Annotated in this window: 13 protein-coding genes; 9 read left to right on the top strand and 4 right to left on the bottom strand. The window is 71.8% G+C overall.

What is annotated here, in order from left to right:
- Window positions 1-4 precede the first annotated feature (4 nt).
- Both AC6F7H_RS05305 and gabT read right to left on the bottom strand, forming a co-directional pair.
- Window positions 5-655: a phosphatase PAP2 family protein gene (locus AC6F7H_RS05305; RefSeq protein ID WP_500755524.1), complete on the bottom strand. Its 651-nt coding sequence runs from the start codon at window positions 653-655 to the stop codon at window positions 5-7.
- Between the two features lie 476 nt (window positions 656-1,131).
- Window positions 1,132-2,466 carry a 4-aminobutyrate--2-oxoglutarate transaminase gene (gene gabT, locus AC6F7H_RS05300; RefSeq protein ID WP_500755523.1) on the bottom strand — a complete coding sequence of 445 codons (1,335 nt, stop codon included), beginning with the start codon at window positions 2,464-2,466 and terminating at the stop codon, window positions 1,132-1,134.
- A 396-nt stretch (window positions 2,467-2,862) separates the two neighbouring features.
- Between gabT and AC6F7H_RS05295 the strand changes: the two genes are divergently transcribed.
- From AC6F7H_RS05295 to AC6F7H_RS05285, 3 genes are all read left to right on the top strand, one after another.
- A complete protein-coding gene (locus AC6F7H_RS05295; RefSeq protein ID WP_500755522.1) occupies window positions 2,863-5,277 on the top strand; it encodes an ATP/GTP-binding protein in 2,415 nt (804 codons plus the stop codon).
- A 125-nt stretch (window positions 5,278-5,402) separates the two neighbouring features.
- On the top strand, window positions 5,403-7,025 hold the full coding sequence (locus tag AC6F7H_RS05290) for a PucR family transcriptional regulator (protein ID WP_500755521.1): 1,623 nt from the start codon (window positions 5,403-5,405) through the stop codon (window positions 7,023-7,025).
- 219 nt (window positions 7,026-7,244) lie between these two features.
- Window positions 7,245-8,705, top strand: a complete 1,461-nt coding sequence (locus AC6F7H_RS05285) for an aldehyde dehydrogenase family protein (protein WP_500755520.1) — start codon at window positions 7,245-7,247, stop codon at window positions 8,703-8,705.
- 266 nt (window positions 8,706-8,971) lie between these two features.
- Here AC6F7H_RS05285 and AC6F7H_RS05280 read toward each other — a convergent pair whose 3' ends face one another.
- Window positions 8,972-11,836, bottom strand: a complete 2,865-nt coding sequence (locus AC6F7H_RS05280; protein ID WP_500755518.1) for a glycoside hydrolase family 3 C-terminal domain-containing protein — start codon at window positions 11,834-11,836, stop codon at window positions 8,972-8,974.
- Window positions 11,837-12,212: 376 nt separating this feature from the next.
- On the opposite strand from AC6F7H_RS05280, the gene AC6F7H_RS05275 reads away from it, so the two are divergent.
- The 6 genes from AC6F7H_RS05275 to AC6F7H_RS05250 all read left to right on the top strand — a co-directional run bounded on the left by AC6F7H_RS05275 (window position 12,213) and on the right by AC6F7H_RS05250 (window position 21,014).
- Window positions 12,213-13,910, top strand: coding sequence for an extracellular solute-binding protein (locus tag AC6F7H_RS05275; protein WP_500755517.1), 1,698 nt, complete (start codon window positions 12,213-12,215; stop codon window positions 13,908-13,910).
- A gap of 27 nt (window positions 13,911-13,937) precedes the next feature.
- The gene (locus AC6F7H_RS05270; protein WP_500755515.1) at window positions 13,938-14,978 is read left to right on the top strand and encodes an ABC transporter permease; all 1,041 of its coding nucleotides are present in this window, start codon (window positions 13,938-13,940) and stop codon (window positions 14,976-14,978) included.
- Window positions 14,975-15,910 (top strand): carbohydrate ABC transporter permease, encoded by a 936-nt coding sequence (locus AC6F7H_RS05265; RefSeq protein WP_500755513.1) that lies wholly within the window; start codon window positions 14,975-14,977, stop codon window positions 15,908-15,910. The genes AC6F7H_RS05270 and AC6F7H_RS05265 overlap by 4 nt, the downstream gene beginning before the upstream one ends.
- A 142-nt stretch (window positions 15,911-16,052) precedes the next feature.
- Window positions 16,053-18,020 (top strand): beta-galactosidase, encoded by a 1,968-nt coding sequence (locus AC6F7H_RS05260; protein ID WP_500761664.1) that lies wholly within the window; start codon window positions 16,053-16,055, stop codon window positions 18,018-18,020.
- The gene (locus tag AC6F7H_RS05255; RefSeq protein ID WP_500755511.1) at window positions 18,017-20,263 is read left to right on the top strand and encodes a glycosyl hydrolase family 95 catalytic domain-containing protein; all 2,247 of its coding nucleotides are present in this window, start codon (window positions 18,017-18,019) and stop codon (window positions 20,261-20,263) included. Before AC6F7H_RS05260 ends, AC6F7H_RS05255 begins: the two co-directional genes overlap by 4 nt.
- Before the next feature lie 37 nt (window positions 20,264-20,300).
- Window positions 20,301-21,014: a glycoside hydrolase family 12 protein gene (locus AC6F7H_RS05250; protein ID WP_500755510.1), complete on the top strand. Its 714-nt coding sequence runs from the start codon at window positions 20,301-20,303 to the stop codon at window positions 21,012-21,014.
- Window positions 21,015-21,082: 68 nt separating this feature from the next.
- Here AC6F7H_RS05250 and AC6F7H_RS05245 read toward each other — a convergent pair whose 3' ends face one another.
- The gene (locus tag AC6F7H_RS05245) at window positions 21,083-22,096 is read right to left on the bottom strand and encodes a LacI family DNA-binding transcriptional regulator (protein ID WP_500755508.1); all 1,014 of its coding nucleotides are present in this window, start codon (window positions 22,094-22,096) and stop codon (window positions 21,083-21,085) included.
- Between the last annotated feature and the right edge of the window lie 148 nt (window positions 22,097-22,244).

The raw sequence follows: 22,244 nt of genomic DNA, 5'->3' as shown, positions 1-22,244 counted from the left end.
CCCGTCAGCGGGGGCCGGGGCCGGCGCCGGGAACTCCGGCGGACCGCGGTCGGCTGTCCCCGTCGACCGGACGGCCGACCAGCAGTGACAGGCAGATCAGCAGGACCGCGCCCAGGCACCAGCCGGCCGCCACGTCCAGCGGCCAGTGGTAGCCCCGGCGCACCAGACCGAAGGAGACGGCGGCGACGAGGGCGGCACAGAGCAGCACGAGCGCGCGACGGACAGCTGCCGAGCGCAGCAGCGGAAGGAGGAGCAGGGCCGCCGCGCCGTACGCCACGACCGCGGTGACGGTGTGGCCGGAGGGGTAGTAGCCGACCGCCGGGGGTACGGCCGGGGTGCCGGGGCGGTCGGTCCACGCCTTCAGGGGCACGACGAGCACCGGCACCAGGACCATCGCCACGCCTCCGGCGGCGGGTGCCAGCCACCAGCGGTCCGTACCCGCGGCACGCCCGTGCCACGCGGTGTACCCCAGGGCGATCACCAGGGCGGGCACGGCCACCTCGACGTTGCCGAGGTCGGCGAGCACCTCGGAGGCCCGGTCCGGACGGACGAGGGCCCTGCTCAGCCGCTCGTCCAGGCCCACCAGGGGACCGTCGACGACGACCTGCCAGGTGATCAGCGCGAAGAGGAGAACGGGCGGTCCGAGCAGCAGCATGGTGCACAGCTTCGCAGGCGGGGCCGGTGCGGGCCGAAGGGCGGTGTGTCATGGCAGGCCGAAGGGCCAGTGCAAGGGGGGGTGAGCACTGGCCCTTCGTGGAACGGCCTGCCGTCCGTGATGCGCGGGCGGCCGTCCGGATCGGAACGTCGCGCGCCCCGGGGGGTGTGGGGCGGGCGACCGTCCGATCGGTGAGGAGACCCGGAACCCGAAGGCTCCGGTTGTGTGCGCGAGGGCACGACCAGGTCGAAGCTGGGGAGGCCTCGGCCCGAACCGTTCACAGTCCCCTGTGAGCGGGTGTGTCTCTCATCCCGGTAGAACCTACGGCAGGGGGTGGGCCCGCGACAGGGCCGACGGGCACCTGCCATCCACCCCGCACACGTTCTTCACACGCTCTGCCGTCGGCCGCCCCGGTGGTGGGGAACCGGGGCGGCCCACCCGCTCCTGCGACGGCCCGTATGCGCGCGAACGCCTGGTCAGACGCGTGCGAACGCCTGCTCGATGATGTCCAGGCCCTCGTTCAGCAGGTCCTCGCCGATGACCAGCGGCGGCAGGAAGCGCAGCACGTTGCCGTAGGTGCCACAGGTCAGGACCAGCAGGCCCTCCTGGTGGCAGGCCTTGGCCAGCGCGGCGGTCGCCTCCGGGTTCGGCTCCTTGGTCGTGCGGTCCTTGACCAGCTCGATGGCGATCATGGCGCCGCGGCCGCGGACCTCGCCGATGACGTCGAACTTCTCGGCCATGGCGGTGAGGCGGGCCTTCATGATCGCCTCGATGTTCTTCGCCTTGGCGTTGAGGTCCAGTTCCTTCATCGTCTCGATGGAGCCGAGCGCGCCCGCGCAGGCCACCGGGTTGCCGCCGTAGGTGCCGCCGAGGCCGCCCGCGTGCGCGGCGTCCATGATCTCGGCGCGGCCGGTGACGGCGGCCAGCGGGAGGCCGCCGGCGATGCCCTTCGCCGTGGTGATCAGGTCCGGGACGATGTCCTCGTCCTCGCAGGCGAACCACTGGCCGGTGCGGCAGAAGCCGGACTGGATCTCGTCGGCTACGAAGACGATGCCGTTGTCCTGGGCGAACTTGCTGATCGCGGGCAGGAAGCCCTTGGCCGGCTCGATGAAGCCGCCCTCGCCGAGTACCGGCTCGATGATGATCGCGGCCACGTTCTCCGCGCCGACCTGCTTGGAGATCTGGTCGATCGCCTGCGCGGCGGCCTCCGGGCCCGCGTTCTCGGCGCCGGTCGGCCAGCGGTAGCCGTAGGCGACCGGGACGCGGTACACCTCGGGCGCGAACGGGCCGAAGCCGTGCTTGTACGGCATGTTCTTCGAGGTCAGCGCCATGGTGAGGTTGGTGCGGCCGTGGTAGCCGTGGTCGAACACGACGACCGCCTGCCGCTTGGTGTAGGCCCGCGCGATCTTGACGGCGTTCTCGACGGCCTCGGCACCGCTGTTGAACAGCGCCGACTTCTTGGCGTGGTCGCCGGGCGTCAGCTCGGCGAGCGCCTCGGCCACGGCCACGTATCCCTCGTACGGCGTGACCATGAAACAGGTGTGCGTGAAGTCGGCGAGCTGGGCTGAGGCACGGCGGACGACGGCCTCGGCGGAGGCGCCGACGGAGGTCACCGCGATGCCCGAGCCGAAGTCGATCAGCCGGTTGCCGTCGACGTCCTCGATGATCCCGCCGTCCGCCCGCGCGGCGAACACGGGCAGCACCGAGCCCACGCCCTGCGCGACCGCGGCGGTACGACGGGCCTGCAGCTCCTGCGACTTCGGGCCGGGGATGGCGGTGACGACGCGGCGCTCCTGCGGAAGTGCGGTCATGCGGGGCTCCTGGGGGGTGTAACGGACACTTGCCTTCTTTTCTCGCAGGCTAGGGCGGGGAGGGGGAGCTGGGCATGCTCCATGTGGGCGTTGTTCCGGGGGCGGAGTTGTCCGCGGTGGACATGGCGGGGAGTGACGCCTGCCGGGCGCCACGACGCTGGGCAGGGGTAGGTCTCGTTCACCCGTGTTTGCGGGATGCCTTCCCCAAGCTCTTCGAGTAGGAGGTGCCCCAGCGCTCACCAGTGCCGCCCAGGGGGTGTCGGCCAGGCCTGTGAGGCGTCCGGAGAGGCACAACTGCCCGCAACGGGGCTGTGTACGCGGTGGACTCGCCCTGGCTGGGCGTTAGATTGGCTCACGCTGATGGCGGACGGAGCGGTGGTTCAGGGGGCGAGGGCGATGGACAGCGACGGTACCCAGGACGCGCGGGGCACGCATACCGACCCCGTACCGCGCCTGGCGGGACCACCGGATGTGCCGACGGCGCCACCGCGGCCGAGTCGGGCACCGGGTGTACCGCCCGCGCCCGAACAGGCTCCTCGGTCCGTCTCTGCCGTCGCCGCCTGGCTCGACGAGGCGAGGCCGACCGCCCGGCCCGGCATCTGGCGGTACGGCCATCGTCCGAAGGAGATCCGGGAACGCCTTGCCCCGGTGACTGTCGCCGGCATGCTGATCCCGCTGGCTCTGGCGCTCGTGGTGTGGTCACTCTGGAGCAGTGGCTACTTCCCGTACAAGAGCTCCATCCTGCGAATGTTCACACCGAACGAATGGTGGTATCCGCTCTCGTTGGAGCCCAAGCCGGTCGAGGGCTGGGCGGTGGGGACCCCCGCGCAGCACGCCCTGCTGGTCGCCGACGGCGTCTTCTTCGTCCTGCTCGTTCTCGCCGTCGGCGCGCTCGGCAGCTGGCGCGCCATCGTTCGCCACTACATGAACCGCATGCTCCGGCCTGTACAGGCCCTGGTCGCTGCTGGTCTGGCCCTCGTCGCCCTTGCTCTGGTCTTCCCCGATGCCTTCCCGGGCGTCGGATGGTCCGCGGTGCCGATTGTCAATCCGTTGCTCTCCCTGATCGTGCTGATCACGGACAGCTACGGACTGATGACCTCCCAACTCTTCACGAATACGCTGTACGTGGTCGTCACGCTGCTCGTGGTGTGGCCCTTCGCCCGCCTCGGGTCCTGGCTGCCGTACGCCAGGGAGCGGCTCGCCCCCCGCCGGGAGGAGGCCACACCCAACACCTCCGTCGTGCCCGACCGCCCCCGCTCCCAGTGGCCGGCCCTCCGCGACGCCGGCCAGCACGAGGCCGCCCAGCTGCTCACCGCCGAGGTCACCGGCGGCCGTATGAACGATGTCGACTGCACGCGCGTCGAGCACGCCTTCGCCGCTGCCCGGCGCACCGCCGCACTGGACGGTTTTCGCGACACCGTCCTGAGCCAGGGCGGCGCGGCCTGGACGCACCCCTCCGGGGCCCGGGACCTGCCGCGCCGGACCGCCCGTCACGACCTGCTCGCCGGCCAGGTGTGCATCGGCCGCTGGGTGGCTGCGGAGCGCGCCCCGCAGCCGTACCACGATGCCGGGGCGGCCCTCGGCCCGGATGTGCTCGGCACGTCGCTGCTCGCCATCGGCCCCTCCGGGTCCGGCAAGACCCGTACCCTCGTCGAGCCGGTGACCGAGGCGCTCGCGCTGCAGGCGCTCACCGGGCGCTGTGCTGTCGTAGCCGTCTCTGCCGCTGGCAGCCCGCTCGGCGCGGACGACGCCTTCGACGTGATCGTGCGGATGGGTGACCCGTCCTCGGTGCACGACCTGGACCCGTACGCCGAGTCCGACGATCCGGACGAGGCGGCCGCGATCCTCGCCGAGGCGCTGGTGGGCGATCTCGACGCAGTCGGCGCACAGGGTGCCACCACCGCGCTGGCGCAACTGTTCGGCCCCTTCCGGGCGGTGCACGGCCGCTTCCCCACCCTGCCGGAGCTGCGCGAGCTGCTGGAAGGCGAGGAGAGGGCGCTGACCCCGCTCCGGGAGGCGCTCGCCGCGAGTGGGAACGACATCATGCGCCGCGAACTCGACGCGCGCGTCCGGCAGACCGGCACGCCGGGCGACGTGGGCCAGACCCTGGCCGACCGGCTGGCACTGCTCAACCGGCCGGTGTTCGCGGACTTCCTCGGCGGGGGCGGCCCGGGTAGGCCGTTCTCCCTGCGTGCGGTCGCCCACCATCCCCTGAGGGTGCGGATCGACCTGCCCGAGCGCGGTCACGAGGAGGCCGGCCGGATGATCACCCGGTTGGTCCTCGCGCAGTTCCACGCCATCGTCCGTGAGGGCCGGCGGACCCACTTCGCCTGCCTGGTTCTGGACGACGCGACGGGCACGGTCACGGCGGAGTCGGTGCGCCGCACCCAGCGGCTGCGTTCGCAGAACGCGGGCGTGCTGCTCGCCCTGCGCACCATCGGTGACGTCCCCGAGGCGCTGCACGGCCCGCTCTACGGGGCGGTGGGTTGCCGTATGGCCTTCTGCGGCGTCACCACCTGGGACGGCAGTCGGTTCGCGCAGACCTGGGGCACCGAGTGGGTGGAGACGACGGAGGTCGCCAAGCACACGGTCTTCGCCGATCAGCCGATGACCCGGGCCATCCACGCGCTGCGCAAGCGGCTGACGGGAAAGGCGGTGACGACGGACGCGGTCACCGTGCGGCAGGTCGAGCGGGAGCGGTGGTCGGCATCGGAACTGGCGCACGCGGTGCCGCCGGGACACGCGGTGCTGTCGCTGACGACCGTCGCGGGCGAGCACGCGCCGCCGCTGCTGGTGGACCTGCGGGGGTGAGCTGTCCGGTCGGGGCAACCGGGAACCGTACGGTGGGGCAGAATCGACATAGGTCGTTCATACGCGGCGGCCAAAAATGCACAACGTTCGCCTGATGTCCCGATCTCCGCCGACCTGAAGGCCCCATGCCCCCGACGCTCGCTTCGCTCGTCCACCACTCCACGCTCAAGCTGACCGTGCGTGCGGGCGAGGACGGCCTCGATGTGCCGGTCCGCTGGGCGCATGCCAGTGAGCTGGCCGATCCCGTGCCCTACATGGAGGGCGGGGAACTGCTGCTGATCACCGCCCTGAAGCTGGACGCGGAGGATCCGGCGGCGATGCGCCGTTATGTGAAACGCCTGGTGGGGGCGGGCGTCGTCGGGCTCGGCTTCGCCGTCGGCGTCCACTACGAGGACATCCCCGAGGCGCTCGTGGACGCGGCGAGGAAGGAGGGGCTGCCGCTGCTGGAGGTGCCGCGCCGCACCCCCTTCCTCGCGATCAGCAAGGCCGTCTCCGCCGCCATCGCCGCCGACCAGTACCGCGCGGTGACCGCGGGGTTCGCGGCCCAGCGGGAGCTGACCAGGCAGGGGCTGGCCGGCGGACCCGAGGGGCTGCTGACCGCGCTCGCCTCCCAGGTCGAGGGATGGACCGCGCTGTACGACGCCTCGGGCGCCGTGGTCGCCGCGGCACCGGAGTGGGCGGGCAGGCGCGCGGCACGGCTCACGGAGGACGTGCGGCGGCTGCGGGAGCGGCCCGCGCCCGCCTCGTCGGTGGTGGCCGGGCCGGAGAACCCGGAGATCGACGACCGGGTCGAACTGCACTCCCTCGGCACCGGCCGGCGCCCCCGGGCCGCGCTCGCCGTGGGCACGGCGGCCGCGCTCGGCACCGCCCAGCGGTACGCCGTCCACTCCGCCGTCGCGCTGCTCACCCTGACCACGGAACGCTCCGGCTCCCTGCGCGCGGCCGAACAGCGGATCGGCGCCGCCGTACTGCGCATGCTGCTCGCCGGGGAGTCCGACCACGCCCGCGCGGTGGCCGGAGACCTGTACGGGGGGCTCCTGGACGCGCCTTTCCGGATCATCGTGGCCGAGACGGGAGCGGCACCCGCCGCCCGTGCCCAGGGCGACCCGAACGGCGACGCCCTCGGTGCCCTGGCGGAGGCCGTGGAATCGGCCGCCGCCCGCTTCGGCGAGGCGGTCCTGGTGGTGCCGGAGCGGGAGCGGCTGGTGGTGCTGGCCGCCGACGGCGGCGCGGCGGTGGCCGCGTGCTGCGATCACGCGGCCGGACTGGAAGCGGTACGGAGCGGTGGGGGAGCCCACGAGCCCCTGGTCGGCGCCGACGAGGACGAGTTGGTCGTGGGCCTGTCCGCACCGGCCGGCCCCATCGCCGCGTCCGCCGCCTACAAGCAGGCCGGGCAGGCACTGTCGGTGGCGCGGCGGCGGGGGCGGGTGCTGGTGGAGCACGAGCAGATGGCCGCCGGGTCCGTGGTACCGCTGCTCGCCGACGACGCGGTCCGGGCGTTCGCCGACGGGCTGTTGCGGCCCCTCTACGAACACGACGCGACCGGACGCGGCGACCTCGTCGCCTCGGTGCGTGCCTGGCTCTCCCGGCACGGGCAGTGGGACGCCGCGGCGGCCGACCTCGGTGTGCACCGCCACACCCTGCGCTACCGCATGCGCCGCGTCGAGGAGATCCTCGGCCGCTCCCTGGACGACCCGGACGTACGCATGGAACTGTGGCTGGCTCTGAAGGCGACCTCGTCCGACTGACGGCCGACAGCTGAGGACCGACGATCGACGACCGACGACGAGCCGGGAGGCAGGGCCGGTGCCGGGTGCGGCGGGCATGCCGAGGACCGATCTGCCAAAGCGGCGCGCGTCGGCGGCCGACTGCTACAGCTCGGACAAACGACCCGCTGTCACCCCGGCCCTACCGTGGATCCAGCAAGCCAAGCAACCACCCCCAACGCGGAAGGGCCGGGACTCGCCATGCCAAAGGAAGAATCGGCAGCCACCCACGCCTTCTGGCTCGCCGGCCGTCAGGCCACCGGCGAGGCTGCCTTCGACGTCACCTCTCCGTGGGACGGCCGGGTCGTCGGCACCGTGAGCGTGCCGTCCGAGGCCCAGGTCGAGGAGGCCGTGGCCGCCGCGTACGCCGTACGGGACGAGTTCGCCGCCACCCCCGCCCACGTCCGCGCCGCCGCCCTCGACCACGTCGGCCGGCGGCTCGTGGAGCGCACCGAGGAGATCGCCCGGCTGATCTCCGCCGAGAACGGCAAGCCGATCAAGTGGGCGCGCGGCGAGGTCGGCCGGGCCGTGTCGGTGTTCCGGTTCGCGGCCGAGGAGGCACGCCGGTTCAACGGCGGCGAGGCCCAGCGGCTCGACACCGACGCCGGCGGCCAAGGACGGCTCGCCTTCACCCGGCGGTTCCCCAAGGGCGTCGTGCTGGGCATCGCACCGTTCAACTTCCCGCTGAACCTGTGCGCCCACAAGATCGCCCCGGCCGTCGCCGCCGGTGTGCCGATCGTCCTCAAGCCCGCCCCGGCGACCCCGCTGTCCGGGCTGATCCTCGGTGAGCTGCTCGCCGAGACCGAGCTGCCGGCCGGTTCCTGGAGCATCCTCCCGGTCCCCAACGACCGTATGCCCGCCCTCGTCCAGGACGAGCGGCTGCCGGTGATCTCCTTCACCGGTTCCGAGCAGGTCGGCTACGCGATCATGGACTCGGTGCCGCGCAAGCACTGCACCCTGGAGCTCGGCGGCAACGGCGCGGCCGTCGTCCTCGCCGACTGGGCGAGCGACGAGGACCTGGACCGGGCGGCGAACCGCATCGCCACCTTCTCCAACTACCAGGGCGGCCAGTCCTGCATCTCCGTGCAGCGGGTCATCGCGGACGCCTCCGTCCACGACCGGCTGCTGCCGCGCATCGTCGCCGCCGTGGAGGCCCAGGTCACCGGCGACCCGGCCGACGACGCCACCGACGTCGGCCCGCTGGTCAGCCAGGCCGCCGCCGAGCGCGTCGAGGCGTGGGTGCAGGAGGCCGTCGACGCCGGTGCCACCCTGCTCACCGGGGGCAAGCGCGACGGCGCCTCCTACGCGCCGACCGTGCTCACCGACGTCCCGGCCGATGTGACGATCTCCTGCGAGGAGGTTTTCGGGCCCGTCCTGACCGTGCAGAAGGTGGACGGCGAGGCCGCGGCCTTCGCTGCCGTCAACGACTCCAAGTACGGCCTTCAGGCAGGGGTGTTCACCCACGACCTGCAGGCCGCCTTCCGGGCCCACCGCGCCCTGGAGGTCGGCGGCGTGGTCGTCGGCGACGTGCCCTCCTACCGTGCCGACCAGATGCCGTACGGCGGTGCCAAGCAGTCCGGTGTGGGCCGCGAGGGCGTGAAGTTCGCGATGGACGACTACACCTACGAGCGGGTGCTGGTGCTGACCGGCCTCGCCCTGTGAGGCGGACCGGCCCCCGGTTCCAGCACCGCGGCGGGCGACGTTCGCCCCGTTGCGAGGCCCGGCACGTGCCCCAGGCTTCGGCTTCGCTCGAGCAAGGGCCCCCGGAGCACGCACCGGACGCCGCTCCTTGACGGACGACCGTCGCCCGCCGCGACGCCGGCCGCTCCTGGTCGGCGTCGCGGGGAGACGAGCCCGTCGTACGGAGGGGCCCGGCACCGGTGTCCTCCGGTGCCGGGCCCCTCTTCGCGTCGGCCGTCCCCGGACCCTCAACCGGAGAGGAAGCCGACCCGCGCGAGCCGCAGCGGGCCGCGCAGTCCCAGGCGCAGGTCCTGTACGCCGTGCACGCCGTCGACGGCGACGGGCGCGCCGAGCGTGACGTAGTCGTACGGGCCCGAGGTGGGCGTCCTCGGCGCCGCTGTGGCGAGCACCGGGCCGCCGTCGAGGGACAGTTCGACGGTGCCCCCGCCGGACACCTCGACGGTCACCTCCGTCACTCCGCTCCCGAAGTCGCAGCGGCGGAAGAGCAGCTCGCCCGACTTCCCGGCCACCGGTGCCACCGCGTCGCCCGACTCCCTGGTCCGGTCGACGATCTCGGTGCCGTGCTGCTCGTCGAAGTCCGCCGCGTCCAGGCCGCGTTCGAGGACCGCGCGGGGGACGCCGGGTTCGCCGTCGAGGGTGAGGGCGGTCCGCTGCCGGACGTCCTTGCTGGAGGCACCGGCCAGCAGCTCGTACCGGCCCGGTTCCACCCGCCACCGGCCCACCGCGACGTCCCAGAACGCGAAGGCGGACAGGGGGAGTTCGAAGGCCGCCTCGGCCGTCTCGCCGGGTGCGAGGGTCAGCCTCCGGTGGGCCACCAGCTCGCGGCGTGGACGCGGCACCGACGGGTCCACGGCCCGCGTGTAGAGCTGGGCCACTTCGTCGGCCGGGACGGCACCGGTGTTGGTGACCGTGAAGGAGACGCGCACCGTCTCCGGCCCGACCCGGGACGTCAACTCGCCGTAGGCGAAGGCCGTGTAGGAGAGGCCGTGACCGAAGGGGAACAACGGCGTGCCCTCGAAGTACAGATAGGTCTGGCGGGAGCCGATCACGTCGTAGTCGAGGAGGCCGGGCAGATCGGCGTCGTCGGCGTACCAGGTCTGCGGCAGCCGGCCGGCGGGGGAGACGTCACCGGCCAGCACGCGGGCCAGCGCGGTGCCCGCGGCCTGACCGCCGTGCGCGGTCCAGAGCACCGCCGGCAGGTCCGCCGGATCGACCGCGTAGGGGTAGGCGGAGACCAGTGCCAGCACCGTGTTCTCGTTGGCGGCGCGGGCCGCGCGCAGCAGCAGCTCCTGCTGGACGGGCAGCCGGAGCGTCGTACGGTCCTCGGTCTCACGGCCGTTGATGTGCGGATCGTTGCCGGCGACCACCACGACCGCGTCGGCCCGTGCCGCGGCCCGCGCCACCGTCTCCTCACCGTGCTCGGTGACGATCACCCCGAAGACCTCGGGGCCCGGCTCGTCGGCCGCGTCCTGTGCGGCAACCTTCACGCCGTCGGCGGCGACCAGTACATGGCGTCCTGTTCCCAGGTGCCGAAGGAGGTGACCGTCACCGTGCGGTTCCAGCCGGAACGTCTCCCGCACGATCCAGCCGCCCGGCTGGTCGGCGGAGGCGCGGAGGTAGCCGTCCTCGGCGACCGAGAGGTACCGGCCGTCGGGGGCACGCAGGGTCAGCAGGCCCTCACCCCAGTCGGCCAGGGCGAGTTCGGTGCCGTCCGGGCCGGCGGTGAGCGGGGCCAGGTCGGTGCGGCCCGCGAGCAGCGCCGGGTCCAGCGCGCCCTCGGCGCCGGGCGCCGCGTCGGGGGTGTCGGGTGCCGGCGGGACGTGCAGGAACGTGCCGGCGGAGGTCCGCAGCAGTACCCGGTCCACGCCCTCGGCGAACTCCACCTGCTCGGCGCCGAACCGCTCGTAGAGCCCCTCCAGCGGAGTGGAGCGGTGGATGAGGGTGCCGCTGTACCAGTCGAGCTTGCACTCGTCCGCGAGCAGGCCGACGACGGCGACACGGGTGCCCGCCGGAGCCAGCGGCAGCAGGCCGTCGTTCTTGAGCAGGACGACCGCCTGCTCGGCGGCCTCCTGAGCGAGGGCCCGGTGCCCCGGGGTGTCGAAGGCGTGCTCCTCGGCGGGCGGGTACCGGTCGAACTCGCCGAGCCGCAAGCGCACCGAGAGCTGCCGGCGGACGGCGGTGTCGATGTCGGCTTCCGTCAACAGCTCTTTCCGCAAGGCCGATTCGAGGCGCCCCACGATGACCGAGCTGTCCGTGCCGTGGTCGGTGAAACTGTCCACGCCGGCCCGCAGCGAGGCCGCGACGGCCTCCTCATGGGTGTCGAAGTAGTGCTCGGAGTCCACCAGGTTGGAGGGAGCGCCGGCGTCGGAGCAGACCAGCAGTTCCTGGTCGGTCCAGGTGCGCAGCTGCTCGCGCAGATACGGCGAGACGTGGTTCGGGCGGCCGTTGACCAGGTTGTAGGCCGGCATCACCCCGGCCACCGCGCCCGCCTTGACGGTGTCGCGGAAGGCGCGCAGATCGTACTCGTGCAGCACGCGCGGGCGGACCGAGCTGGAGGTGGTGTCCCGGTCCGTCTCGTTGTTGTGCGCGAGCCAGTGCTTGAGCACCGGGGCCGTGCGCCAGTACACCGGATGGTCGCCGCGCAGGCCGCGGGTGTAGGCAGTGGCGATCGCCGAGGTGAGCCGGGGGTCCTCCGAGTAGCCCTCCTCGTTGCGGCCCCACAGGGGGTGGCGCAGCAGGTTGACGGTCGGGGCCCAGACGTTGAGGCCGACCCGCTCGTCCCGGGCGCGCATCGCGCGGGCCTCCCGGGACACCGCCTCGCCCACCCGGCGCACCAGCCCGGGGTTCCAGGTCGCCCCCATCCCGACCGCCTGCGGGAACACCGTCGCCGGGCCCATCCAGGCGACGCCGTGCAACGCCTCCTGGCCGGTGCGGAAGGCGGCGATGCCGAGGCGCTCGACAGCGGGCGTGAACTGGTGCAGGGCTTTGATTTTCTCGTCGAGGGTGAGCCGCGACAGCAGGTCGTCGACGCGCTTCGCGAATGGCAGACGCGGATCGCGGAAAGGCGGGGTGGGCGGCGTGTGTGCGGTCACGTGGAAGTCCCCTTGCGATGGAGCGGCGAGGCACTTTCGAAGCGCTTCGATGCTGATTCCGGGCAGGGGCGGCTGTCAAGGATGCGGAAGCGCCGGATCGAGCGTTCCGCGGTGCAACCCGGGAATTTCACGTCGGACTCCCGTGAGTTGCGGCCTGCTGGGTCGGCGTCATGCCGCCGAGGAATCTTGGAAGTGACCCTTGTGCGCCCTTGGGCGTTCACCTAACCTCGCACCAACATCGAAGCGCTTCGATTGCGGGGCCGCCTCCCCGGCACGTTCCCTCCGAACGACCGCTTCGGCTCAGCCAGTTCCAGTGAAGACACCGCAGCCGACGGCCACCGCCGGATGCCCTGGTGCGCCATGAAGGGTTGACGCAATGACGCCGAACGCCGCCTCCACCTCCTCCGCCGGGCCCAGCCGGAGAAGCTTCCTCGCCTCCACGGCGGTCGCCACCGCGGCGGTGGCGGGGGGAATGCCGCTGCTCGCCGCGTGCGGTGGTTCGGACGGAGGCTCGCGGGACGGCACCACGTCGGGCAAGGACGCCAGGAAGCTGCTGCCGGCATACGTGGCGAGCGACGTGGTCACCCCCGACATCCCCAGCAGGAACGGCTCCGCGGTCGGCTTCACCGCCAAGCTCGACCTCGCCGGTCTGAAGACCTCGGTGCCCGAGAAGCTCGGCAAGGGGGGCAAGGTCACCGTCATGTCGCCGTTCTGGGGCTCACCGCCCAAGGACGGCAACGCCTACTACAAGGCGATGAACGACCTCATCGGCGTCGACGTGGTCTGGCAGAACCAGGACGGCAACACCTACGACCAGAAACTCGGTGCGGTCCTCGCCTCCAGCGACGTGCCCGACGTGGTGGTCGTGCCCGGCTGGAACATGACGGGCAAGATCCCCAGCGCCGTCATCGGCAAGTTCGCCGACCTCGGCCCGTACCTCTCCGGCGACGCGGTCAAGGACTACCCGAACCTCGCGGCGATCCCCACCGACGCCTGGCAGCGGTCCATTTTCGGCGGCAAGCTGCGTGGCCTGCCCATGCCGTCCTCGTACGTCACCGGCATCGTGCCGCTCTACCGCCAGGACATCTTCGAGCAGGAGGGGTACGAAGTCCCCCGCTCCTGCGAAGAGTTCATGGCGCTGGCCAAGGACGCCACGAATGCCAGGGCCAAGCGCTGGGCCTGCCTGGACATGAAGTGGACCGCCTTCAACGCCTTCGGGGTGCTCTCCGGAGAGGAGAAGTCGCTCGGCTGGAACCAGATCGACGGCAAGCTGCTCTACCGCATAGAGACCGACGAGTACCTCGAAGCCCTGGAGTGGACGCGCAAGCTGTTCGCGGCCGGTGTCGTGCACCCCGATGCCGAACTGGGCAAGAGCAACGCGACCGACCCCGGACCCAAGTTCGCCGCCGGCGAGTTCCTGATCTACAACCAGGACTCCTCGCAGTGGTGGAGCCGCACCGCTGAACAGGCCAATCAGAACCCGGAGTTCAAGATCTGGGGAATGGACGTGTTCGGCCACGACGGCGGTGACCCCACCCTGTGGGCCAAGAACCCGGCCGGCATCTTCGCCTTCGTCAACAAGAAGGCGTCGAAGGCGGTGATCCGTGACGTGCTGGCCGTCGCCAACGTCACCGCCGCGCCGTACGGCACCAAGGAGTACATGCTCACCAACTACGGCGTGGAGGGCACCCACTACGCCGTCAAGGACGGCGTGCCCACCAAGACCGACCAGGGCAACATCGACGTGATGAACGCCTACGTGATGATCGCGAGCCCCGCCGCGACCGTCGCCCACCCCGACTTCCCCGAGGTCGTCAAGGGCCAGGTCGAGTGGCAGCAGCGGATGGGCGCGTTCACCAGGAAGTCGGCCTTCTACGGCATGCAGATCACCGAGCCCTCCCGCTGGACCAACCTCTCCAACGACTTCGAGCAGTTGGAGGACGACATCGTCCGGGGCCGCAAGAAGATCGGGGACATGCAGCAGGCCGTCTCCGACTGGAAGAGCAAGGGCGGGGACAGGCTGCGCGACTGGTACCGGAAGATCCTCGACGAGAACGGCCCGGCGGCCGGCTGACCCCGTACCGAGGCAAGGAGAACCGCCGTGTCGCACAGCACGGTGCCTCGGAGCGAAGCCGAGGCCACTACGCCGGTCCCACAACCGGTGACCTCCGAGGGAGCCGCTACCGCCTGCCCCCGGAGAACACCGCGCCGGGGAAGGCCGAGCCTGCGGCTCGGATACCGGCGCGACCGCGTCCTGCTGCTGATGACCCTGCCGGCCGTGGCACTGGTCCTGGTCTTCAACTACCTGCCGATCCTCGGCAACGTCGTCGCCTTCCAGGAGTACGACCCCTACATCAGCGACAACGGCGTCGTCTCGATGCTGAACAGTCCGTTCGTGGGACTGGAGAACTTCCGGCGGATCATCGAGGACCCGGCGTTCTGGAACGCCCTGAAGAACACCCTGGTGCTGTTCTTCCTCCAGCTCGTGCTGTACTTCCCGATCCCGATCCTGCTCGCGCTGCTCATCAACAGTGTGCTCAGACCCCGCGTGCGGGCCGTCGCCCAGGCCATCCTGTACCTGCCGCACTTCTTCTCCTGGGTCCTGGTCATCGCCGTCTTCCAGCAGTTGTTCGGCGGCGCGGGGATCTTCTCGCAACTGCTGCGCCAGAACGGTCACGACGGCCTGGAGGTCATGACCGACCCCGACACCTTCGTGTTCCTGATCACCGCGCAGAGCGTGTGGAAGGACGCCGGGTGGGGGATCATCGTCTTCCTCGCCGCCCTGGCCTCGGTGAGCCCCGACCTGTACGAGGCCGCCGCCATGGACGGCGCCGACCGCCTGCGCCGGATGTGGCACGTCACCCTGCCCGCGCTGCGGCCCGTGATCGCCCTGCTGCTGGTGCTGCGGGTGGGCGACGCGCTCACCGTCGGCTTCGAACAGATCCTGCTGCAACGCGACGCCGTCGGTCCCGGGGCGGCGGAGGTGCTCGACACCTTCGTGTGGTGGAACGGCGTGCGCAACCAGGACTTCGGTTACGCGGCGGCCGCCGGCCTCATCAAGGGCGTGGTCAGCCTCGGCCTCGTCCTCGCCGCGAACAAGGTGGCCCATCTCATGGGCGAGCAGGGGGTGTACAAGAAATGACCGCCGTGATCGACGAACCCGCGCGCCGGCCCGGACGCCGGCCCGCCCCGTCCCGTCCGGTGTGGGAGGAGGAGCCAGGAAGGGCGGGGCTCGCGGGCAAGGGGATCGTCCTGGCCCTCGCCTGCCTGGCGATCGTCTTCCCGCTGTGGATCGTGGTCGTCACCAGCCTGTCCACCCGCAGGACCATCGACGAGGCCGGGGGCCTGGTGATGGTGCCCCAGGACATCACCTTCATCGCCTACCAGGAACTGCTCAGCGGCGGCCAGGTCACCCGGGCCGCGCTCGTCAGTGTCGGAGTCACCCTGGTCGGCACCCTGTTCTCGATGACCGTGTCCGTGCTGTGTGCCTACGGCCTGTCGCGCACCGACTCGCTGGGCCACCGCTGGATCCTCATGACGCTGCTGGCGACCATGTTCTTCAGCGCCGGCCTCATTCCGACGTATCTGCTGGTGCAGACCCTCGGGTTGACCGACAGCTACCTGGCGCTGATCCTGCCCAGTGCGGTGAGCGTCTTCAACATCCTCGTGCTGCGCGGCTTCTTCATGAACATCTCGCAGGAGCTCGTCGACAGCGCCCGCATCGACGGGGCGGGCGACTTCCGCATCCTGTGGCAGATCGTCATGCCGCTGTCCCGCGCGGTGATCGCCGTGATCACGCTCTTCTACGCCGTCGGCTACTGGAGCGCCTGGTTCAACGCCTCGCTGTATCTCAACGACCAGACCATGCTGCCGCTGCAGAACGTCATGATCCAGCTCGTCCAGAAGCAGGAGGCGCCCATCGGCCTCGGCCAGGCCATCAAGACGGGACAACTGTCGGGCCTGGCCGTGCAGATGGCCGTGATGGTGATCGCCCTGCTGCCCGTCGCCGTGTTGTCCCCCTTCGTCCAGAAGCACTTCAGGAAGGGCATGCTCACCGGCGCCGTGAAGGGATGACGGGCCGGGGACCGCGTGCTCTCCGGTCACCCCCTCACCCCTTCGGCCGGCCCCTTCACCCCGACCCCCGCAGAACGAGGTGGACCATGCACGCGCCCCCCACACCCCGTACGTCCCCCGCCCCGCTCCGGGGGCGCGGCTGATGCCCGGCCTGAGCGACGCCACCCGCGGGCGCATCCTCTACGGCGGCGACTACAACCCGGAGCAGTGGCCCGAGGAGACCTGGCCCGAGGACGTCCGCCTGATGCGGCAGGCCGGCGTCAACTCCGTGACACTCGGCGTCTTTTCCTGGTCCAAGCTCGAACCCAATCCAGGCGCACGGGACTTCGGCTGGCTGGACCGGCTGATGGACCTCATGCACGCGTCCGGCGTCGGCGTCGTCCTCGCCACCCCGACCGCCTCGCCACCGCCCTGGATGGGGCACCTCCATCCGGACACCCTGCCCCGCGACGAGGACGGCCGGACCGAAGGGTGGGGCGGCAGACAGCACTTCTCGCACTCCAGCGCCACCTACCGCCGCCACGCCGCCGCCATCACCGAGGACCTGGCCGCCCGCTACGCCGGCCACCCCGCCCTGACCATGTGGCACATCAACAACGAGTACTGCACCTACGACTGGGGCGACCAGGCCGCCGCCCGCTTCCGCGACTGGCTCCGGGACCGGTACGGCACCCTCGAAGGCCTCAACACCGCCTGGGGCACCGCGTTCTGGAGCCAGGGCTACGGCGACTGGGCCGAGGTCCTGCCGCCCCGCCGCCCGCACCACCTGAAGAACCCCACCCAGGTGCTGGACTTCAAGCGGTTCACCTCCGACATGCTCCTGGAGTGTTACTCCGCCGAACGCGACATCGTCCGCCGGCACACCCCGCACCTCCCGGTCACCACCAACTTCATGCCGTTGTGGGCGGGGCAGGACGCCTGGCGCTGGGCCGAGGAGGAGGACGTCGTCTCCGTCGACCTCTACCCCGACCCGCGCGATCCCTTCGGTGCGCAGGAGGGCGCCCTGGTACAGGACATGACGCGCTCCCAGGCGCGCGGCCCCTGGATGCTCATGGAGCAGGCGGCCGGACCGGTCGACTGGCGCGGGGTGAACCACCCCAAGCCCCGCGGCCTCAACCGGCTGTGGTCCCTGCAGGCCGTGGCGCGCGGCGCGGACGCCGTCTGCTACTTCCAGTGGCGCCAGTCCCGGCAGGGCGCCGAGAAGTTCCACTCCGGGATGGTGAGCCACGCGGGCGAGCAGGGCCGTACGTACCAGGAGGTCGCACGGCTCGGCGCGGACCTGGCCAGGATCGCCCCGCACGTGGCCGGCCGGCACCGCGCCGCCCGGGTCGCCGTGCTGCACGACTGGCACTCCTGGTGGGCGAGCGACCAGGAGGCCCGGCCGTCCCACGAGGTCGACCACCCCGGCGTGCTCCGCGCCTGGCACCGCGCCCTGTGGCAGGCCCACCTCACCGCCGACTTCGCCCACCCCGAACACGACCTGTCCGCCCACCCTCTGGTCGTCGTCCCGCAGCTCTACCTCCTCACCGACGCGGCCGTGGAGAACCTCCTCACGTACGTACGCGGGGGCGGCACCCTCGTCTGCGGCTTCCTGACGGGCATCGCCGACGAGGACGACCGGGTGCGGCCCGGCGGCATGGACGCCCGGCTGCGGGAACTCTTCGGCATCCGCACCCTGCACGAGTGGTGGCCGCTGGAGGCGGGGGAGACCGTCGAGTGCGAGGGCTTCCGCGGCACCCTGTGGTCCGAGGAAATGGAGGCCGACGGCACCGCCGACGAGACGACGCCCTACAAGGGCGGGGAACTCGACGGACTGCCCGCCGTGCTGCGCAAGGGCCGCGCCTGGTACGTCTCCACGCTCCCCGAGCCCGGGGCGCTGCGCGAGCTGCTGACCCGGATCGCCGCAGGGGCGGGGGTGCGGCCGGTGCTCGACGGGCTCCCGGACCAGGTCGAGGCGGTGCGCCGGGGCGAGCTGCTGTTCCTGCTCAACCACGGACGCGAACCGGTCACCGTCGACGTGCCGGGCAGCCACCGCGACGTGCTGACGGAGACGACCGTGACCGACCGGCTCACCCTCGGCCGCCACGGCGTGGCGGTGCTGCGGCCATGAGCACCACACCCGTCCACGGAACCTGGGAGCCACGGCCCGCCGCCCGCTGGGAGGACGGCTTCCTGAGCGGCAACGGCCACCACGGCGCCCTTGTGTTCGGTGACCCGGACGACGAGCGGGTCGTCGTCACGCATCACACCCTGGTCCGCCCGGACGGTGGCGGAGACGAGCAGCGGCTGCCGCCCCGGCTGGCCGACGAACTGCCCGCACTCCAGGACCGGTTGCTCTCCGGCGACCTGACCGCCGCCGATGACTTCACCGACGGCCGTCCGCTCCGGTGGGTACGGTCCTTCCATCCGGCCTTCCAGGTGCGCCTGCGCCGCCCGGACGACGACCGGGGCGACCCGGACGACGACCGGGGCGACCGGGGCGACGACCGGGCCCGGTACCGCCGCACGGTCGACTTCGCCACCGGCGTCACGGAGACGACCCGCGCCGGTCGGACCGGGCGCGTCTTCGTCTCCCGTGCCGACGACGTCATCGTCCAGCACGTCACGGACCCGGGGCCCGTCCTCGGTATCACCCTGGACCACCGCCTCCCCGGCGCCCCCACCGCCCTGGGCATCGGCCACGGCGCCGTCCGCACCCCCGAGGGCGCCCTGCTGAGCCTGCGCGCCCGGTACCCGGAAAGCGACCTCGCCTACACCGGCGTCACCCTGGTCGTCGTCACCGGCGGCAGGACGACGTCGGCCCCGTCGGGGGTGCGCGTCGAGGGCGCGTGGTCCGTGCTGCTGCTCACCCGGGTGCGGCGGCACACCGGGGAGGCGGACGTGGTCGCGGAGGGCCGCGCCCTGCGCGGTCTGCTCGGCGAGGGACCGGGCACGTACGACGACCTCCTGGCCCGCCATCTGCCCCCGCACCGCACCGCCTACGACCGCGTCACCCTGGACCTCGCCGCCGACCCGGCCGAACGCGCCCTGCCGGGATCCGAGTTGCTGGGCAGGCCACACAGCGCCGCGCTGCTCGAACGCCTCTTCGCGGCCGGCCGCTACCATCTGCTGTCCGCCGCCGGACTGTTCCCGCCCCGCCTCACCGGACTGTGGACCGGCACATGGGACACCGCCTGGTCCGGAGCCTTCACCAACGACGCCAACCTCAACCTCCAGACGGCCTCCGCCGCTGTCGCAGCCCTCCCCGAGGTCACCGAGGCGCTGGCCGCACTGATCCACCGCCAGCTGCCCGACTGGCGGGACAACGCCCGCGCGGTCTTCGGCACGCGGGGCGTGGTCGCGCCCGCGCACAGCGACGGCGAGTCCGGACACTCGTACCACTTCAGCCGCGAGTACCCCCTCCACCTGTGGACGGCCGGCGCCGACTGGCTCCTCAAACCCCTCGTCGACCACGACGAGACCCGCGGCGAGCGAGATCCGCGCACCGCGGCGGCGCTCGCCGAAGTCGCCCTGTTCTACGAGGACTTCCTCACCCGCACCGACGACGAGGGCCGGCTCGTCGTGGTCCCCTCCTACTCGCCGGAGAACCGTCCCGCGAACGCCGGCTGGGGCGCGCTCGACGCGGCCATGGACCTCTCCGCGGCCCGGCACGCCCTGCTGACCGCAGCCGCGTACCACTCGGAGCACGCGGACCGCCGGCAGGCGCTCGCCGACCGGATCCCGCCGCACCGCGTCAACGCCGACGGGGCGCTCGCCGAATGGGCCCGGCCGGAGCTGGCGGACTCCTACGACCACCGCCACCTCAGCCACCTCTACGGCGTCTGGCCGCTGGACGAGATCACCCCCTACGACACCCCGGACCTGGCCGCAGCCGCGCACCGCGCCCTGGAACTGCGCGGACCCGAGAACGACTCCGCGCACGGCCATCTGCACCACGCCCTGATCGCCGCCCGCCTCCGCGACGCCGACCGGGTCGCGAGCGCCCTCGGCCGCGTCCTCGAAGGCGACTTCTTCCACGACTCGCTGATGAGCGCGCACTACCCGCACCGCGACGTCTACAACGCCGACGCCGCCCACACCCTCCCCGCCGTGCTGATCGAGGCGCTCGTGCAGTCCACCCCCGGCCGGCTGGTCCTGCTGCCCGCCCCGCCACCGGCGTACCCGCGCGGCTCGTTGCGCGGAGTGCGGACCCGCTTCGGCGCCGCGCTCGACCTCACCTGGGCCCCGGACGGCGCCACCGCCGTGCTGCGCCCCAGCCGCACCGTCCGCATCGAACTCCGGACTTTCGACGGCGCCGAGCCCCTCGACCTCGTCGCCCACGAAGACCGCGTCCTGACCCTGAAGGCGCGGTGACCCCAGCGATTCCCCCCACCCATGGAAGGAACCTCCCATGGCACCAAGCATTCCGAGCAGGATCGGCACGGTACTGACGGCGCCCGCCCTCGCCCTCGGCATCACCGTCGGCCTGGCCTCCGCCCCCGCCCACGCCGCGATCTGGAGCTCCTGCGACCAGTGGGGCAACACCACCCTGAACGGATACACCCTCTACAACAACATCTGGGGCTCCGGCGCCGGCAGCCAGTGTGTCTGGGCCAACTCCGGTACCAACTGGGGTGCGTGGGCAAACCACCCGGGCACCGGCGGCATCAAGTCGTACCCGAACGCCAAGAAGGCGGTCAACAAACCCATCGACTCGCTCCGTTCGCTGACCAGCAGCTACAACGTCACCGTCCCGTCCGCGGGTGCGTACAACACGTCGTACGACATCTGGGACACGGACCACGACTACGAGATCATGCTCTGGGTCAACCAGTACGGTCCCGTCGGCCCGCTCGGCAGTCCGCAGGGCACGGTCAGCCTCGGCGGCCACACCTGGAACGTCCACAAGGGCGACAACGGCGCCAACCAGGTCTTCTCGTTCCTGCGCACGTCCAACTCCACTTCCGGGACCGTCAACATCCTGCCGATCCTCGACTGGATCAAGGACACCAAGGGCTGGATGGGCAACGAGGCCATCGGCGACGTGCAGTTCGGCTACGAGATCACCTCGTCGTCCGGCGGCCTGGACTTCCGCACCGACAACCTGACCGTCAGCAGCAGTTGACCCCTGCCTCCGCCCGGTGGGCGGCCGGCTGTCCACCGGGCGGAGGAGCGGGAACGAGGCGGGGCGGGCTATGCGCGGGCGGGCGCCGGTCCCGAGCTCGCCCGTACCGTCAGCTCGGGCGCGATCAGGACGAGCTCGTCGTCACCCCGCCCGTCGAGCTTGGCGACCAGGTGCTCCACGGCGTACCGGCCCATCTCCTGCGCGGGGATGGCGACCGAGGTCAGCCGCACCGAGGCCTGGACGGCGACCTGTTCGGGGCAGATCGCGACCACCGAGACGTCCTCCGGCACGGCCCGCCCCTGCTGCCGCAGCAGGGCGAGCAACGGTTCGACCGCCGACTCGTTCTGCACGACGAACGCCGTGGTGCCCGGACGCTCGTCGAGGATCCGGGCGAGGGTCACGGCCATCGCGGCGTACCCGCCCTCGCACGGCCGGTGCAGCAGCCGCACCCCCGACTCCCGTGCCTGCGAGCGCAGCCCGTCGAGGGTGCGCTCGGCGAAGCCGGTGTGCCGTTCGTAGACCGCGGGGGCCTCGCCGATGACGGCGATGTCGCGGTGCCCCAGCGTCGCCAGATGTTCCACACAGAGCGCGCCGGTGGCCCGGAAGTCGAGGTCCACGCAGGTCAGGCCGGTGGTGTCGGCGGGCAGCCCGATCAGCACCGCCGGCTGGTCGGCCCCCCGCAGCAACGGCAGCCGCTCGTCATCGAGTTCGACGTCCATCAGGATCATCCCGTCGGCGAGTCCGCTGCCGGCGACGCGGCGTACCGCGTCGGGGCCCTCCTCGCCGGTGAGCAGCAGCACGTCGTACCCGTGGGCGCGGGCCGTGGTGGTCACCGCGATGGCGATCTCCATCATCACCGGCACGTACATGTCCGTACGCAGCGGGATCATCAGCGCGATGACGTTGGACCGGCTGCTGGCCAGGGCGCGGGCCCCGGCGTTCGGGTGGTACCCGAGCCGGCGGATGCTCTCCTCGACCCGCCGGCGGGTGTTCGCGGAGATGGACCGCTTGCCACTGAGGACATAGCTCACCGTGCTCGCCGAGACTCCGGCGTGCTGGGCGACCTCGGCGAGGGTGACCATCCAGCTCTCCAATTGCTGTGAAGCGCTTCGACGATGCGCCGTACGTACAGAGGTGATAGGGATGGTCTGACAGTAGTGCCAGTGGGATCTGGTGTCCATACGCTGTCGAAGCGCTTCGAAAGGCTTGCTTCCCGCTGGTCCGAGAGCG

It is taken from the genome of Streptomyces sp. MMS24-W38, assembly GCF_059889265.1.
Note: the sequence above shows the minus strand (reverse complement) of the source record. Positions and strands in the feature narration are given on the sequence as shown.